Source organism: Gilliamella sp. BG1 (assembly GCF_046635625.1).
Taxonomy (GTDB): Bacteria; Pseudomonadota; Gammaproteobacteria; order Enterobacterales; family Orbaceae; genus Gilliamella; species Gilliamella bombi.
Genome location: NZ_JBIDFG010000019.1, coordinates 23,488 through 39,348, shown reverse-complemented (window position 1 = coordinate 39,348; position 15,861 = coordinate 23,488). Strand labels below are relative to the sequence as shown.

The following is a 15,861-nucleotide window of genomic DNA, read 5'->3' as shown; positions in this document are numbered from 1 at the left end:
GCATGGTGTAATAATATAGGCTACCAGATGCCAAGGGTCAGGGATTTAACCAATGCGGTTACAAAATTTGGTCCATCAGTAGGCGCTAATCCATCTTCACCAGGTAATCATTACATGCGTCATATTGATGCAGGTCTTTCTTCCGAGTGGGGCTACTTGTTCATTTACACCATTGGTGGTATTGGTGATGCTGCTGGCTTTCTTCACACCTACTATTGGACGAGCGATGTGGCGGGGCACGAGCAGTTCATTGTGGACTTGAGTGATGGCAGCATCGGTAGCCTCCACCCGAAAACCGAAGCAGGTGTTGCTTGCGTCTCAAACCTTAAACCTTAGTTCTTATTTCTTAGTCATTAGGTCGCCGAGGCCAATATTTAGAAACACCTATTTTGATACTTTAACTATCATAAAATTGTTTACCGCCGTGTAGGCGGTTTAGAAATATGACGTAAAAACAATAAAAGGGATCGCAGACTTCAATGCCGTGTAGGTAATTTAGAAATGAGTGTTTCTAGTTTTTATTAACTGAAACACTTCATTATTAGTATTATAAAGTAACTATTCTGTGCCAATTTGCGTGCTCATTTTTATCTCTCGATTATCGGTGATTTCTAAATTCGATAGCACCACTAATTGAGGAAAGTTTGGTCTTAGAAATTGTGAAAGCATAGGTCTTAATGAATGGTTCACTAATAACACTGGTGGTGCACCGATAGCTTCTTGTTGATGAATGGCTTGTTTAATTTGCTCGACAATGTGTTCGGCTAGCCCTGGTTCAACATTGCTGGTATTTTGGAGTGCTTGTAATAACAAACGTTCTAAATTGATATTTAATCCTATTACATTGATTGGCTCAGATCCAGGAAACCATTGTTGTGTGATGACTCTTCCTAAAGCAATTCTTACCATACTTAGTAGCTGATAAGCATCATTTTGGGTTGGTGCGTACTCACAGATGGTTTCAATAATGGTACGCATATCACGGATTGACACTTTTTCAGCGATCAAGTTTTGCAATATTTTATGAAATGTGGTTAGTGTAACAACACCAGGAATAAAGTCCTCCACTAATTTCGGCATATCTTGTTTTATTCTGTCGAGCAGTTCTTGAGTTTCTAAACGTCCTAATAAGTCGCTAGCAAATTGCTGTAATAAATGATTAAAATGAGTAGCAATCATGGTACTTGTATCAACAACGGTATACCCCAATATTTGTGCATTTTCTTTATTACTTTCATCTATCCATATCGCTGGTAATCCAAAGGCAGGTTCGGTTGTTGGAATGCCCTCAATGGTTTCAGTTACATTACCGGGATTGATCGCTAACCATTTATTATTAACAATTTCACCTTTGCCAATTTCACCACCTTTTATAAATATCTTATATTGATAAGGTGCTAATGAAAGATTATCTCTTATATGAACTTGAGGTGGTAAAAAACCCAGTGTTTGAGCAAATTTTTTGCGTAAACTACGAATTCGCCCTAACAACTCACCATTTTGAGTTTGATCTACCATGGGAATTAATCCATAACCAACTTCCATTGCCAATATATCTTCAATATTAACATCTGACCATGTTGCTTCTATATTAGCTGGCGTGGTTGCTTGTACATTAGCTTGTTTGGGTGCTACTTTTTGTTCAGTCTTTTTCTGTTTAGTTAGCCACCAAGATATGATTAATAAAATAACAGTAAAGAGTAGAAAAACTAAATTTGGCATACCCGGAATTAGTCCAAGTAAACCAATGACGACAGCTGTTAAAATCAATACTTGTGGATTATTAAAAAGCTGTGTAATCATTTGATCACTGATGTTATCTTGTGATGTGACTCGAGTAACAATAACGCCAGCTGCGGTTGAAATAATGAGTGATGGTATTTGTGCTACCAAACCATCACCAATAGTTAGTAAAACGTAGGTTTCGCTAGCATCAGAAAAAGCCATACCGTGTTGAACAACTCCAACTAATAACCCCCCAATAATGGTTATACCCATTATTAATAATCCCGCAATCGCATCACCACGTACAAATTTACTGGCACCATCCATTGACCCATAAAAATCGGCTTCTTGAGAAACTTCGGCTCGGCGGGCTTTAGCTTCATCTTCACCAATTAAACCCGCATTCAGATCAGCATCAATAGCCATTTGTTTTCCGGGCATGCCATCTAACGCAAAGCGTGCGCCCACTTCAGCTATTCTACCTGCTCCTTTGGTGATGACCATAAAGTTGATAATGACTAAAATAATAAATACCACAATACCAATAGCAAAATTACCACCAACCAAAAAGTGTCCAAAAGCCTCAATAACCCGCCCAGCAGCAGCACTACCAGTGTGACCTTTTAATAAAACGACCCGCGTAGAAGCAACGTTTAACGATAATCTTAATAAAGTTGCAAATAATAAAACGGTCGGGAATGCTGCAAAATCAAGCACTCTTTTAGTAAACAATGCTACTATCAAGATGATAATTGATAATGTAATATTAAAAGTAAAAAACAGATCCAAAATAAATGCAGGTAGTGGTAATACCATCATCGAAAGAATCAATAAAATTAGCAATGGTCCAGCTAAGACTTGATAATGCCCATTTTTTAATGTATTGGTTGATAATAAATTAAGTAGTTTAGATTTAATCATAAGACTAGTTATTACCTTTATTTATTTACGGATAATGACTCAGGTATGGGTAAATTATTTGGCGCTATTGGTTTATCGCCACCATATTTATACCAATGTTTCAATTGATAAACCCACGCTAGAATTTGGGCAACCGCGGTATATAATTCGGTTGGTATTGTTTCGCCTATTTCACCATGACGGTATAAAGCACGGGCAAGTGGTGGTGCTTCTAACTGGGGGATATTATGTTCATTAGCAATTTCTTTGATGCGTAACGCAATTTTATTTGTTCCTTTCGCTAATAATTTTGGAGCAATCATTGTTTTTTCATCATATTGCAGAGCGACGGCATAATGCGTTGGGTTGGTAATAATCACATTAGCTTTAGGTACATCTTTCATCATACGGCGTCTAGCAATAGTCTGTTGCATTTGACGAATGCGCCCTTTGATTTGTGGGTTTCCCTCTTGTTCTTTAAATTCATCTTTAATTTCTTGTTTTGACATTTTCAGTTTCTTTAAATTACTCCATATTTGATAGAAAATATCAAAACCAACCATGGGTATTAAAGATATAACACTAAAAATTCCACAAAGAATCACCAGCTGTATTGCTGTAGTTAATGCACTATTTAAATGCATATTGGGTAACGAAAGCATGTGAGGAAAATGGTGCATTACAAACAATGTTGAAGCTATAGAAATAAAAATAACTTTAAGTATGCTTTTTAGTAATTCAGAAAAAACTCTAATACTAAATATTCTACCAAATCCAGATATCGGATTTAGTTTTTGAAAATTAGGCTTAATTGATTGCAGGCTAAATAGTAAACCGCCGACACAAAGTGGTGCAAATATAGCAACGATAACTAGACCAAAAAAAATGGGTACAATTGCCCAAAAACCATCGGTTAATAAGTTAACTAAATTGAAGACGATTAACTTATCATCCTCTATTTTATACGAAAACTTCATTGCTGTTTTAATGATCGTAGTTAGCTGGTTAACTAAGTGTGATCCCATTAATCCAAATAAAATAATACCTATTAACAAAATTAATAACGAAGTTAATTCACGAGAACGAGGGATCTGCCCTTTTTCTCTAGCTTTTTTTATTTTGCTATCGGTGGGGTGTTCGCTTTTATCTAGATCACTATCGTCAGCCATGATGAAGTTAAATAAAACGCTATAGTTTAATAAAGATTTACAATACTAACAGTATGAACTAATTACTACTGGGTTGTTGGCTTAATAAGAGGGCATTTTAGGGGGTATTTATGGCGTTTACCGTCAATAAATATTAATTATTTAAACTTTGGCTCGTTTTGACGAAATAATTTCAGTTTGTTGATAGCCACTATTAGTATAAACAGCAGGACTTTTAATACTTTTAAGATAGTTGATTGATTGCTGGGTTAGATTCATGCGGTTTTGAATAATTAGCCCATTATCACGATTTATATCTGCTAATAATTTTGTTGTATCAGTAATTGATAGCCAAAGAGCTTCGATTGTAGGATTTTCTTTATAGGGCGGTTGAATATTAAATTGTTCACTTAGTTTTATGCGTTCTTCATCCAGTAGCTTTAGTTGAATTAGTAATTGGCTTTTTTTGTTAATAGTTTCACTTAACTGGTTTGTTGAACTATTTTCAATTAATATTTTTTGCTCTGATTGTAGAATTTCTGAAATTGTTTGTAACATCTCAGCTATTTTATTTAGGATGTCATTAAGTGCTAACATTTTTTATCCTTATAATTCTGTCTTATTTTTAAAAATCTTCTAGTAATTGTTTAATTAATTTATCTGCAATTTTATGTGTATCAATAACCAATGTTCCGTTGGATATGGACTGTTTTATTTTTTCAATTTTTTCTGCGTCGATATCTTTGTTGGTTGAATGTAAAAGGTGTATTGAATTTTGATTTATACTCACGTTAGTACTTACATTAGTACTGTTTTTAGTTTGTACAGATGCATTGTGAGTATTTTGTTGTTCGTTAATTACATCGCGGCTTACTAGCCCTGTTATGGCTGTAACGGATTTAGTTGCATCTATAGTCATAAAATACCTTTAATCAAATTTAAGATTTAAGTGATTTGTATAATTTTATTATCGGCAATAATAAAAAAATCATTAATATTATTTATTGAAAATTATTACACCTTGGTGAGTTAACGTGCCTTCAACAATTTTATCAGAATTTAGTTTAACTTTTATTTTATCGTTTAATATAGCATTGTTAAGTGTTTTGCCATTAGTTGTTATCTCATAACCTTCTCCATTTATTATTACTTTAATTATTTGTCCTGCTTTCACCTGCCAATTTTTTTGAAGCATTGTTGTTTTTATTGGTTCACCCAAATTGATATTTCGTAAAGCTATATGATTAATTGCGTCAACTCTATCCAAAATAACAGTCGAAGGTAGTTTATCCAACCAACCCGATTGTATCTGTATATAATCTTCGTTGATTACCGTCCCTGCACTTATTGCTTGTTTAGCTACAATATAGTTCCCTTTGACAGCAACATTAATCTGGATAAATTTTTTTTTATTATTGCATTGGGCACTGATAGTCATGTTGCCCCACTGTTTTTTTTTATTTAATAAAGAGAGTGTTGGAGTCTTACAATTTAATTGCGGTTTAGCAGTAAGATAAGTAATTAAAATGTCGTCCGCTTTATGACCAAATTGCTGTGATATTAAATTGTTAATCTGTTTATCAAGCGAATTTGCTAAAACATTATTCCAACTAAATAGTATAAAAATAGCGAGTATCAATTTTGCGATTTTAATCATGCTTATTTATTCTAAATTATTCATAAGCTGATTTTACTTTATGATTGCAAGAAATGAATCTTGAAATAAGGGCAATTTTTATCGTTATTTGCGCAATAACTTTTTTTTTATTCGCTTAAAATTCTCATTATCAAAAAAAATGAGATGATTTTATGTTTGATAAATTAGATACATGGGTTAATTTTCATCAGCAAGCATTAAATATACGTGAAATACGACAAAATATATTAGCTGCAAATATTGCAAATAGCGATACGCCTAACTATCAGGCTCGAGATATTGATTTTAATGCTGAGTTAAGCAAAGCACTTAACAATCAGAATAAGATTAATAACGTTGGGCTTAATATCACTTCAAATCATCATATTCAGATAAAAGCACCAATCATGACAAATCATGATGTACTTTATCGTATACCTTATCAGGCTGCAGCAGATGGTAATACGGTCGAGATGGATCAAGAACGTACAGCTTTTATTGATAATAGTATTCACTACCAAAGTAATTTAACGTTTTTAGGTGAAAAATTTAAAAATATTATGGCGGTATTACAGCAAGGATAATCATGATGAGTTTTTCTATTTTTGCAATTTCAGGCTCGGCATTATTGGCACAAACACAACGAATGAATGTAAGTGCTAGTAATTTAGCTAACGCAGACAGTATTACCAGTACTTCAGGCAAAGCTTATCGAGCTAAGCAGGTTATTTTTCAAGTGGATGATAATGGTGAACTTAACCCAATTGCAGGGGTTAAAGTGTCACAAGTTATTGAAGATCCTTCACCAATGAATTTGGTTTATGAACCTAATCATCCATTGGCCGATGCTAAAGGATATATTCAGAAACCTAATGTCGATGTGGTTGCCGAAATGGTTAATACCATTTCAGCATCACGAAGTTATCAAGCAAATATAGAAGTAATTAATACCGCCAAAAATTTAATGTTAAAAACACTGGCATTAGGGCAATAAAAAGGAGTGGTTGATGGGTATAGCTAATGTTCTTGTTTCAGAATCATCGGGGATAACAAAACCTCAAACGACACAAAAAACGGCATCTGATGGTAACTCAAGTAAAGAATTACAAGATAATTTCTTAACGTTATTAATTGCACAAATGAAGAACCAAGATCCAACTAATCCAATGGATAATAGTCAGCTAACATCACAGCTAGCTCAAATCAATACTTTAGCAGGTATAGAACGTCTTAATACAACGTTAGGAATGGTTTCTGGTCAGATTGATGATAGTTTATCAGTCAATGCCAGTAATATGATTGGCAAGGGAGTGATGGTTCCTGGCAATAAAATTTTAGTTGCAACCTCAGAATCTGAAAGTTCAGACTCAAAAGAAGAAACCGTTACCACGCCATTTGGTTTTGAGCTGGTACATGAAGCAGACTCAGTAATTATTACTATTCAAGATGAAAATGGCAATGTAGTTCGTGAAGTTGATTTAGGCGCAATTCCAGCAGGCGTTAGTTCTTTCACTTGGGATGGTGTGCTAAATGATGGGACGAATGCACTAGATGGTAGTTATACTTTTTCAGTTAACGCAAGTTATGACGGGAAAAAAGTATCATCAACATCATTATCTTATTCAGTAGTATATGGTGTTATCAATAGTAAAGTTAATAATAAAGTATTACTTGATTTAGGAATACTTGGTTCAATTAGTATTGACGAAGTACGTCAAATTCTTTAAAGGAGATAAAGTTCAGATGGGATTTTCTCAAGCAGTGAGTGGTATGAATGCTGCATCAAAGCAATTAGATGTTATTGGGAATAATATTGCCAATTCAGCAACAGTAGGATTTAAGAGTGCTAGTATCTCATTTGCTGATATCTATGCTGGCTCAAAAGTTGGTATGGGGGTTAAAGTGGCTGCGATTATGCAAAACTTTAATGATGGGATAGCTACAACAACCAACAATAGTTTAGATGTGGCTATTTCTGGCAATGGATTTTTCCGTTTAGTGGATAGTAATGGGCAAGCCTATTATACCCGCAATGGACAGTTTCAATTAGATTCCGAACGAAATATTATTTCTGCTGATGGTCTTTATCTGACTGGCTATCTTGCAACCGGAACTCCACCTCAAGTGCAGCAAGGTGCAGCTCCAGGTACATTAAAAATTTCGCAAGAAATGCTAAATGCATCAGCGACAACCAAGGCTTCTTTGCAAACAAACTTAAATTCCAATAGTAAAGTTCCGGCAAAACAACCTGTCAATGCTCTTGATGCTGATACATTTAATTATTCTACGACCATTACTACTTATGACTCGCTTGGTAATCAACGCAATATTCAGCTCTTTTACGTTAAAACCGCTGATAACCAATGGGATGTTCATTATCTTGATAGCAGTGATCCTAATGGAAGTTTGCAAAAAGCGGGAGAAATGGAATTTGATTCTTCTGGTAAATTGATTAGTGATCCCGAAATGACCATCGATATTAATGGGATAAATGGATCTGCTGATAATAGCTTTACTTTATCATTAGCCAAAAGTTCTCAACAAAATATGGGAAAAGAATTGGGTAGTATTAAAAACCCTGTTGTGAATGGATATGCTCCTGGAGATTTGGTCGGGTATAGCATTAATGATGATGGTTCTATTTATGGTGTCTATTCTAACCAACAAACAATGTTATTAGGTCAAATAGCAATGGCTGATTTTGCCAATGTTAATGGGCTAGAACCTGCTGGCAACAATAACTGGAGGACAACTATTAATTCTGGTATAGAAGTATTGGGCAGTGCAAATTCTGGTACTTTTGGTTCGTTAGCGAGCGGTGCACTAGAGTCGTCAAATGTTGATATGAGTCAGGAATTAGTGAATATGATTGTTGCTCAGCGCAATTACCAGTCTAATTCACAAACAATTAAAACGCAGGATCAAATTCTAAATACATTAGTCAATTTGCGTTAATTTAAAGGTTATTTATGGATCGTGTTATTTATACAGCAATGTCAGCAGCTAGCCAGACATTAAATCGGCAATCAATTACTACTAATAACTTAGCTAATGTATCTACAGTGGGGTTTCGTGCACAGTTAACGACGATGAAAGCAGTTCCTATTGTGGGGAATGATACACCTACACGAACCATGGTAACAGCAACAACTCCCACTTTTGATTCAACAATGGGGGCATTTAATTACACAGGCCGAAACTTGGATGTTGCTTTAACTGAGGATCACTGGCTAGCTGTACAATTAGTTGATGGTAGCGAAGCTTATACACGAAATGGAGCAATTCAAATTGATGAAAATGGTACTCTTAACATACAAGGTAATCCATTAATTGGTGATAATGGTGTTTTGACTGTGCCTCAACGATCTCAAATCAGTATTAGTAGTGATGGAACACTTTCCGCATTAGGTGCAGGTGATAAACCTACGACCATTGCTCAAGTAGGTAAAATAAAAAAAGTCCATCTTGAGCATAATGAAATTATACGTGGTGATGATGGTTTTTTTCGACTAACGGAAGAAACACGTAATGAACGTGGTGAGAATATGCCAGACAATCCAAAAGCTAAGCTTATGTCAGGTGTATTAGAAGGGAGTAATGTGAACCCTGTTACGGCTATGGTTGATTTAATTAGTCATGCTCGCCAGTTTGAAATGCAAATGAAAGAAATTATTACTGCTGATGAAAATGCACAAAAAGCAAACCAAATTTTATCTTTAACCTAAATTTATCAATACATTAGACAGGAATAACAATGATTAAATCATTATGGATTGCCAAAACAGGCTTAACGGCACAACAAATGAATATGGATATTATTTCCAATAATTTAGCCAATGTTAGTACCAATGGTTTTAAAAAACAAAGAGCGGTATTTGAAGACTTATTATACCAAACTGTTCGCCAACCTGGAGCACAATCATCTGAGCAAACAACATTACCTTCTGGGTTACAGATTGGTACAGGAGTTCGCCCTGTTGCGACAGAACGAATTCATAGCCAAGGTAATTTAGAGGCAACTGATAACAGTAGTGATATTGCTATTAATGGGCAAGGTTTTTTCCAAGTTTTATTACCCGATGGTACACAAGCTTATACTCGTAGTGGTGCTTTTCAAGTTAATCAAAATGGTCAATTGGTGACTGCAGCAGGATACGAAATTCAACCAACAATTAGTATTCCATCCAATGCAATCAAAATGACGGTAGCGCGCGATGGTGTAGTAAATGTGACATTAGCTAATCAATCAACCCAAGTCCAAGTTGGGCAACTAACTTTACATACTTTCATTAATGATGCTGGACTTGAAAGTATGGGGGAAAATCTTTACTTAGAAACAGAAAGTTCAGGTGCGCCAACGGAAAATACGCCAGGATTAAACGGTGCAGGGCTTTTATATCAAGGCTATACCGAAACATCTAACGTTAATGTTGCTGAAGAACTAGTGAATATGATTCAAGTTCAACGTGCTTACGAAATTAACAGCAAAGCAATATCAACCTCTGATCAAATGCTACAACGTTTAAATCAACTGTAAAGTTAACAATATGCTAAAGGTAATGAGATATTTTTATATTTTAATAGCATTTTTTTTCAGTGGCTGTGCACAATTGCCTAAAAAGCCTTTAGTTGAAGGTGAAACAAGTGTTGTCCCCAAATTGCCAGACAATGTAAATACGACAGGTTCAATTTATCAAGCTGCTCAGCCTAGTAGCTATGGTTACCAACCAATGTTTGAAGATCGTCGCCCGCGTAATGTTGGCGATGTATTAACCATTGTTTTACAAGAAAATGTCAGTGCTAGTAAAAGTTCATCGATTAATGCAGGACGAAATGGTTCAGTGGATCTAGGGGTAAAAACGATACCTAAATTTCTTGATGGGTTAGTGGGTCGAGGTAAAGCTAGTACTGAAATGTCTGGAAATAATGATTTTAAGGGATCAGGCGGGGCTAACGCTAAAAATACCTTTAGTGGCACAATCACCGTCACGGTTCAGGATGTCATGATCAATGGTAATTTAAAAGTGATTGGTGAAAAACAGATTGCGATTAATCAAGGTACCGAGTTTATCCGTTTTTTTGGGGTAGTTAATCCAAGAACAATTAGTGGAAATAACACTGTTATCTCAACACAAGTTGCTGACGCTCGAATTGAGTATGTTGGTAATGGATACATTGATGAAGCCCAAACGATGGGTTGGTTACAGCGCCTATTTTTAAATCTTTCCCCTTTTTAACGAGTATCATTATGTTAAAAAAATTGCGTATTTTTGTTTATTTTGTCTTTATGATGGTATTAGTGATACCGGCGAGCCATGCTGAACGTATCCGCGATTTAGTCACCATTCAAGGTGTAAGAGAAAATGCCTTGGTTGGATATGGTATTGTTGTCGGTCTTGATGGTACAGGTGATCAAACATCACAAACACCTTTTACCATTCAAAGTATTACTAACATGTTATCTCAATTAGGTATTACCGTACCGTCTGGAAGCAATATGCAATTAAAAAATGTTGCTGCTGTTATGGTTACGGCTAAATTACCTTCTTATTCTCGAGTAGGGCAACAAATTGATGTGGTGGTATCCTCGCTCGGTAATGCAAAAAGCTTGCGTGGGGGCACATTGATTATGACACCACTAAAAGGTGTCGACAATCAAGTATATGCTATTGCGCAAGGTAACCTTTTTGTAGGTGGAATGGGTGCAAGTAGTAAAGGTAGCAGTGTAAGTGTGAATCAAACTGCAGGGGCAACCATACCTAATGGTGCAACCATAGAAAGAGAGCTTGCAACTCGTTTAGATGAACAAAATATTATCCATTTACACCTTAATCAATTTGATTTCACTCAAGCATTGAAAATATCTAATGCAATTAACAGGTTACAAAAAAATACTGCAGTAGCATTAGATGGTACAACGATAGCATTACATATGCCAAAAGAAAGTAGTGCACGAGTACAACTGCTTTCACGAATACAAAATCTTGAAATTAGTGCTACGCCAGTTTCAGCAAAAGTCGTTATAAATACTAGAACCGGTGTTGTAGTTATGAATCAAAAGGTTAAATTAGATAATTGTGCGGTTGCACATGGTAATTTATCTGTTGTGGTAAATAACAAATTAAAGGTAAGTCAACCCAATACTCCATTAGCAGGAGGTACAACAACCGTTACACCAGATAATCAAGTTAGCGTTGCACAAGAAGGAGGGGCTTTACACAATATATCCTCTAGCGCTGATTTAAATCATGTTATTAATTCGCTAAATGTATTAGGTGCTAATCCTACAGAATTAATGTCAATACTTGAAGCGCTAAAAACAGCTGGTTGTTTACATGCTTCCTTAGAAACTATCTAAAAAAAGACTTTATGAATAATAAAATTGGACAATCTTTGAATCGTTTCGTTTATGATTTTTCGGATATTAATCAATTAAAGCGAAATGTAGTTAATGGCTCTGCTGAAGGCATTAAGCAAGTTGCTCAGCAGTTTGAGTCATTATTTATTAATATGATGATGCAAAGTATGCGAAAGGCTGTACCTGAAAGTGGTTTATTTAGCCAGTCTGCTACACAACTATTTACTTCAATGTTTGACCAACAAATTACACAGCAAGCAGCGGGTAAAGGGTTTGGATTAGCAGATATGCTTATTAAACAGTTAACTAATAAAGTTTCACCATCAATTAATGTTAACCTACAATCTAATACAAACAATACTCAGCAAAATCTGCAATTAGCTCAATCTTTATTTAGTAATGCATCACCTAATTTATCGCCTGAAGCGCTAGGGCAAATACTATATCGTAACTATAATGCTAACAAAGCAGCTGAAATTAAACATAACGAGGCAATATCAAAAACACAATTTGATAATGTAAACGAAGATTATGTCACAAAATTTGTTATGGAATGGCTAGAGCCAGCTAGGCAAGCTGCTAAAAAATCTGGTATTCCGTATGAGGTTATTATTGCCCAAGCAGCACTAGAAACTGGGTGGGGGCAAAAGCAAATTAAAACCGCTAATAATCAATCAAGCCACAATTATTTTGGTGTCAAAGCAACATCATCATGGAATGGCAATTCAACTCGTTTAACCACACATGAATTTGTTAATAATAAAATGATGAAAATTGAAGATAATTTTAGAGTCTATAATAGTAAACATCATGCATTAACCGACTACCTCAATTTATTAACTAAAAGTCCCCGTTATCATGCAGTTATTAAAGCTCCTGATGCCAGAACAGCTGCTAAAGAATTACAAGCTGCACATTACGCAACTGATCCAAATTATAGTGATAAGCTTATTCAAATCATTGGTCGTATTGAAAAAATTGCAAAAAATAATCAGTTAACCACTGTATCAGGATTTAGGAAAATTGCGTTTAATTAATAATAGGATCACTCGGTTTGAATACAATGCCCAATATTTTGCTAGTAAAAATATCATAAAATTAATTTTAAAAACAAATAATTATGGATTAAATAAGAAATAAATCAACAAAAAACTTTCAGGTAGAGTATTGATTTTATTGAATTTTTTATAATTAAGCGTCACTCGTTTAAATTGATGGTTTATATTGCATAATGACATTGTTTTTGAAACTTTTTAGCAATAATAAAAAAGGAGGCGGTAAACCTCCTTTGGATGGGATGAATAGTTTGAGGCGATTCACGACTTAGAGTAAAAAAACATTGCTTAAGTAAAATTAGATTACAAAACCTTATTTCATTTGAAACAGTGACATACTTTGCATAGTCATAAAGGTATATTGTGCAGCTTGTAAATTAGCTTGTAGCATTACATATTCTGAAATGGCTTCGTACCAATCGACATCTTCAAGTTGGCTGATTTGAGTTTGAAATTCAATATCTAATGTTTTACCCAATGTGGTTAATCTGTCAATTTCTGATAATACCGAGCCACCTTCTGCTCTAAGTGTCGAAATATTATTAAAAGAATTGTCTACTCCATGACGTGCTTTTGATAATCCAGATCTAAATTGTTCAACGGTATCATCATTATCATAATCTAGATCTATTTTTAATGCCTCAATTGCATAATCAATACTTGCAAATATGTTACTTTCTGCTGGTGAACCATCAGATTCTTTAACATTTGAGCCAGTCATAAATACTTGAATACCTGTAAAACTTAGCGATACTTCTCGCGAGTCATCGATTAATACATTGATAGAAGTTGTACCGCCTACGTAACTCACTTCACCGGATTCATTCATAACAAAAGGAGGTGTATCGTTTTTCTTACCAGCAAAAAGATAGTTACCATTAGTGTCTTTTGCATTAGCTAATGATAAAAGTTGATCTTTTAAATTTTGTAATTTATTAGCAAGATCGAGTCTATTTTCTTCATTTAATGTTTCATTTGATGCATAGACCAATGTTTCCTGAATTGTTTGGATAACAGTATTGGCTTCCGATAAGATCGTATCTTGGCGGCTAAGTGATTTATCGGCATTTTCGCGTGTTGCTTGAAACTGTTCATTTTGTGCTTGCGCTTGCTTTATTATTAATGATTGTGAAGCTCCCATTGGATCATCAGAAGGAGTTAAAATCTTTTTACCTGTTGCCAAATGCAACCCCGATTTTTGCCATTTGCTGTTGGTGTTTAAAATACTGTTTAAGTTTTTTTGATAAATTGAGTTTGTGCTAAGGCGCATTTTTTATCCTTTAATCATTTAGTTAAACCTAAAATGGTATCAAATAGTGTTGTTGCCGCATCAATCACTTTGGCATTTGCTTGGTAATACTGCATATAAACCTGCATAGAGATATACTCTTCTTCAATATTAACCCCTGAAATCGATTGATTTTGTTCATAAATTTGCTGAGTTATATTTTTGCTTGATTGAGCAGAAATTTTTGCTGTTTGAGTTTCACTACCAATATAGTTAGTTAAGCGGGTATAAGCACTTTTTAATGTTGTTGTACCATTAACAAGTTTTTCATGTTGGATTTCTAATAATTTGGTTACATTGCGATTATCACCAGCACCATTTTCTTCATCGTTAATACCTGTTGCTAGTTTATTTACATCTTTCACTAGCAGTTGTAATGACGAAGCAATATCGGCAACAGGTTTTATGATAAACGAATCTCCATTAACCGCATTACCACTTATCTCAATGGTCAGTCCATCAAAAAACAATTTACCATCTTTGATTTCAGGAGTAATTAGCTGATGATCAGATAATCTTGTGGCGATCCAATTATTACCATCAAATTCTATTTTATAATCAGAAGCTTTTACTTCATTCAAAGCATTAAACTCAATTTTGGCTGAAGCATTACCTTGGTTTTTAGTATTCGTGACACAACTAGGATGATTGTAATCAAACAACTTTTCACCTTGATTACCATTAATATCAATACCAGACATATGCACTTCATTAAAACGTTCCGCTAAATTTAATGCAATTAAGCCTAGTTGATTGCGGGCTTCGGTTAATGGTCCATCACGAAAGGTTAATAAGCCGTGTAACGTACCTGATGTAATGTTTTGGCTTGTCAATTCTTGTGTTGCACCTGAAGGGTGAGTATAAATAATAGTATTTAAAGAAGGATCATCTGTTGAAGGTTGTACTGATAATAAGTTAATAGAAGAGCCTTGAACTAAATTTAAACCATTAGCGAGCGAAAGATTATATTGTCCATTTTGTTCAGTAACGGTAATGCCAATGATTTCGCTTAATTCATTGACTAACTGATCGCGTTGGTCAAGTAATGCATTAGGTTCGTTTCCACCGCCTACCGACTGTAGTTGTGATATTTTTTGATTCAGTTCGGCAATTTGTTGAGTATAGGTATTAACTTTATCAACATTACTATTTAATTCAGTATTAACGTTGGCAATTTGGTTCTTTAAATTTGTTTCTGTTTTATTAAATTGGCTAGTTAAAGATGTCAGATCACTAATAACAGTTTGTTTTGTCGATGCATCACTAGCATTTGATGCAAGTTTATTTAAACTGGCAAAAAGATTATTGATTTGAGATGAAATACTATTGTCATTCTCTGCTAACAGATTATCTACTTTAGATAATTCATTATAATAAGCCTTGATAGAACCATTTTGTGATTGTGATTGTCGCAGTTGTCCTACAACAAAATTATTAAAAGCGCGATTAACAGATGATACACAAACACCGTTACCGACAAACCCAAAACTATGCTGAGTTCCATTTGCTTGGCGTAAAATTTGTTGTTGACGATTGTAACCAGTTGTATGAGCATTACTAATATTATTGCTTATTACATTCAGCATATTTTGTGCTGCATTTAACCCACTAATACCAGTATTCATTAATGAATTCGCCATAAAATCCTCTCAATATAGTTTGAGTTCATAATATCAATTAAAATAAGTCTTTTTTATATCGGGTTAAATTCACAAAACTTTAATAATTGTTATGCGTGTTTTAAAAAAGTT

General features: G+C 34.6%; 17 protein-coding genes. 10 read left to right on the top strand and 7 right to left on the bottom strand.

What is annotated here, in order from left to right; genetic code table 11:
- The first annotated feature begins 27 nt into the window (after positions 1-27).
- Positions 28-336 (top strand): hypothetical protein, encoded by a 309-nt coding sequence (locus ACGH80_RS10485; RefSeq protein WP_411631107.1) that lies wholly within the window; start codon positions 28-30, stop codon positions 334-336.
- 222 nt (positions 337-558) lie between these two features.
- Here ACGH80_RS10485 and flhA read toward each other — a convergent pair whose 3' ends face one another.
- From flhA to flgA, 5 genes are all read right to left on the bottom strand, one after another.
- Positions 559-2,646 carry a flagellar biosynthesis protein FlhA gene (gene flhA / locus ACGH80_RS10480; protein ID WP_296317759.1) on the bottom strand — a complete coding sequence of 696 codons (2,088 nt, stop codon included), beginning with the start codon at positions 2,644-2,646 and terminating at the stop codon, positions 559-561.
- Between the two features lie 17 nt (positions 2,647-2,663).
- A complete protein-coding gene (gene flhB, locus ACGH80_RS10475) occupies positions 2,664-3,794 on the bottom strand; it encodes a flagellar biosynthesis protein FlhB (protein ID WP_296207759.1) in 1,131 nt (376 codons plus the stop codon).
- Between the two features lie 141 nt (positions 3,795-3,935).
- Positions 3,936-4,370: a flagella synthesis protein FlgN gene (locus ACGH80_RS10470; protein ID WP_034909433.1), complete on the bottom strand. Its 435-nt coding sequence runs from the start codon at positions 4,368-4,370 to the stop codon at positions 3,936-3,938.
- A gap of 28 nt (positions 4,371-4,398) precedes the next feature.
- The gene (flgM, locus tag ACGH80_RS10465) at positions 4,399-4,692 is read right to left on the bottom strand and encodes a flagellar biosynthesis anti-sigma factor FlgM (RefSeq protein WP_297224443.1); all 294 of its coding nucleotides are present in this window, start codon (positions 4,690-4,692) and stop codon (positions 4,399-4,401) included.
- 78 nt (positions 4,693-4,770) lie between these two features.
- Positions 4,771-5,430, bottom strand: coding sequence for a flagellar basal body P-ring formation chaperone FlgA (gene flgA / locus ACGH80_RS10460; RefSeq protein ID WP_065590608.1), 660 nt, complete (start codon positions 5,428-5,430; stop codon positions 4,771-4,773).
- Positions 5,431-5,582: 152 nt separating this feature from the next.
- Between flgA and flgB the strand changes: the two genes are divergently transcribed.
- Genes flgB through flgJ form a run of 9 tightly spaced genes read left to right on the top strand, consistent with a single transcriptional unit; the run spans position 5,583 to position 12,804 of the window.
- Positions 5,583-5,993 (top strand): flagellar basal body rod protein FlgB, encoded by a 411-nt coding sequence (gene flgB / locus ACGH80_RS10455; protein ID WP_034909444.1) that lies wholly within the window; start codon positions 5,583-5,585, stop codon positions 5,991-5,993.
- 2 nt (positions 5,994-5,995) lie between these two features.
- A complete protein-coding gene (gene flgC, locus ACGH80_RS10450) occupies positions 5,996-6,403 on the top strand; it encodes a flagellar basal body rod protein FlgC (protein ID WP_034909448.1) in 408 nt (135 codons plus the stop codon).
- A 13-nt stretch (positions 6,404-6,416) separates the two neighbouring features.
- Positions 6,417-7,136, top strand: a complete 720-nt coding sequence (locus ACGH80_RS10445; RefSeq protein ID WP_034909450.1) for a flagellar hook assembly protein FlgD — start codon at positions 6,417-6,419, stop codon at positions 7,134-7,136.
- 16 nt (positions 7,137-7,152) lie between these two features.
- Positions 7,153-8,364: a flagellar hook protein FlgE gene (gene flgE / locus ACGH80_RS10440; RefSeq protein ID WP_085163706.1), complete on the top strand. Its 1,212-nt coding sequence runs from the start codon at positions 7,153-7,155 to the stop codon at positions 8,362-8,364.
- Positions 8,365-8,378: 14 nt separating this feature from the next.
- Complete coding sequence (locus tag ACGH80_RS10435) at positions 8,379-9,134, top strand: flagellar basal body rod protein FlgF (protein WP_296299948.1); 756 nt, start codon at positions 8,379-8,381, stop codon at positions 9,132-9,134.
- A gap of 29 nt (positions 9,135-9,163) precedes the next feature.
- The gene (gene flgG, locus ACGH80_RS10430) at positions 9,164-9,946 is read left to right on the top strand and encodes a flagellar basal-body rod protein FlgG (protein WP_065590612.1); all 783 of its coding nucleotides are present in this window, start codon (positions 9,164-9,166) and stop codon (positions 9,944-9,946) included.
- 22 nt (positions 9,947-9,968) lie between these two features.
- Positions 9,969-10,646: a flagellar basal body L-ring protein FlgH gene (locus ACGH80_RS10425; RefSeq protein WP_081296853.1), complete on the top strand. Its 678-nt coding sequence runs from the start codon at positions 9,969-9,971 to the stop codon at positions 10,644-10,646.
- A gap of 11 nt (positions 10,647-10,657) precedes the next feature.
- Positions 10,658-11,767 (top strand): flagellar basal body P-ring protein FlgI, encoded by a 1,110-nt coding sequence (locus tag ACGH80_RS10420; RefSeq protein ID WP_065590614.1) that lies wholly within the window; start codon positions 10,658-10,660, stop codon positions 11,765-11,767.
- 11 nt (positions 11,768-11,778) lie between these two features.
- The gene (gene flgJ / locus ACGH80_RS10415) at positions 11,779-12,804 is read left to right on the top strand and encodes a flagellar assembly peptidoglycan hydrolase FlgJ (RefSeq protein ID WP_411631104.1); all 1,026 of its coding nucleotides are present in this window, start codon (positions 11,779-11,781) and stop codon (positions 12,802-12,804) included.
- A gap of 331 nt (positions 12,805-13,135) precedes the next feature.
- Here the strand turns inward: flgJ and flgL are convergent, their stop codons facing one another.
- A complete protein-coding gene (gene flgL, locus ACGH80_RS10410; protein ID WP_411631102.1) occupies positions 13,136-14,092 on the bottom strand; it encodes a flagellar hook-associated protein FlgL in 957 nt (318 codons plus the stop codon).
- A gap of 14 nt (positions 14,093-14,106) precedes the next feature.
- Entirely contained in the window at positions 14,107-15,750 is a 1,644-nt protein-coding gene (gene flgK / locus ACGH80_RS10405; protein ID WP_065590617.1) for a flagellar hook-associated protein FlgK, read from the bottom strand.
- Positions 15,751-15,861: the final 111 nt, after the last annotated feature.

Coding starts and splice junctions, on each gene's coding strand:
- ACGH80_RS10435 (WP_296299948.1), top strand. CDS start 8,379: ATGGATCGTGTTATTTATACAGCAATGTCAGCAGCTAGCCAGACATTA.
- flgK (WP_065590617.1), bottom strand. CDS start 15,750: ATGGCGAATTCATTAATGAATACTGGTATTAGTGGGTTAAATGCAGCA.
- ACGH80_RS10470 (WP_034909433.1), bottom strand. CDS start 4,370: ATGTTAGCACTTAATGACATCCTAAATAAAATAGCTGAGATGTTACAA.
- flgJ (WP_411631104.1), top strand. CDS start 11,779: ATGAATAATAAAATTGGACAATCTTTGAATCGTTTCGTTTATGATTTT.
- flgM (WP_297224443.1), bottom strand. CDS start 4,692: ATGACTATAGATGCAACTAAATCCGTTACAGCCATAACAGGGCTAGTA.
- ACGH80_RS10420 (WP_065590614.1), top strand. CDS start 10,658: ATGTTAAAAAAATTGCGTATTTTTGTTTATTTTGTCTTTATGATGGTA.
- flhA (WP_296317759.1), bottom strand. CDS start 2,646: ATGATTAAATCTAAACTACTTAATTTATTATCAACCAATACATTAAAA.
- ACGH80_RS10485 (WP_411631107.1), top strand. CDS start 28: ATGCCAAGGGTCAGGGATTTAACCAATGCGGTTACAAAATTTGGTCCA.
- flgC (WP_034909448.1), top strand. CDS start 5,996: ATGATGAGTTTTTCTATTTTTGCAATTTCAGGCTCGGCATTATTGGCA.
- flgA (WP_065590608.1), bottom strand. CDS start 5,430: ATGATTAAAATCGCAAAATTGATACTCGCTATTTTTATACTATTTAGT.
- ACGH80_RS10425 (WP_081296853.1), top strand. CDS start 9,969: ATGAGATATTTTTATATTTTAATAGCATTTTTTTTCAGTGGCTGTGCA.
- flgB (WP_034909444.1), top strand. CDS start 5,583: ATGTTTGATAAATTAGATACATGGGTTAATTTTCATCAGCAAGCATTA.
- flgG (WP_065590612.1), top strand. CDS start 9,164: ATGATTAAATCATTATGGATTGCCAAAACAGGCTTAACGGCACAACAA.
- ACGH80_RS10445 (WP_034909450.1), top strand. CDS start 6,417: ATGGGTATAGCTAATGTTCTTGTTTCAGAATCATCGGGGATAACAAAA.
- flhB (WP_296207759.1), bottom strand. CDS start 3,794: ATGGCTGACGATAGTGATCTAGATAAAAGCGAACACCCCACCGATAGC.
- flgE (WP_085163706.1), top strand. CDS start 7,153: ATGGGATTTTCTCAAGCAGTGAGTGGTATGAATGCTGCATCAAAGCAA.
- flgL (WP_411631102.1), bottom strand. CDS start 14,092: ATGCGCCTTAGCACAAACTCAATTTATCAAAAAAACTTAAACAGTATT.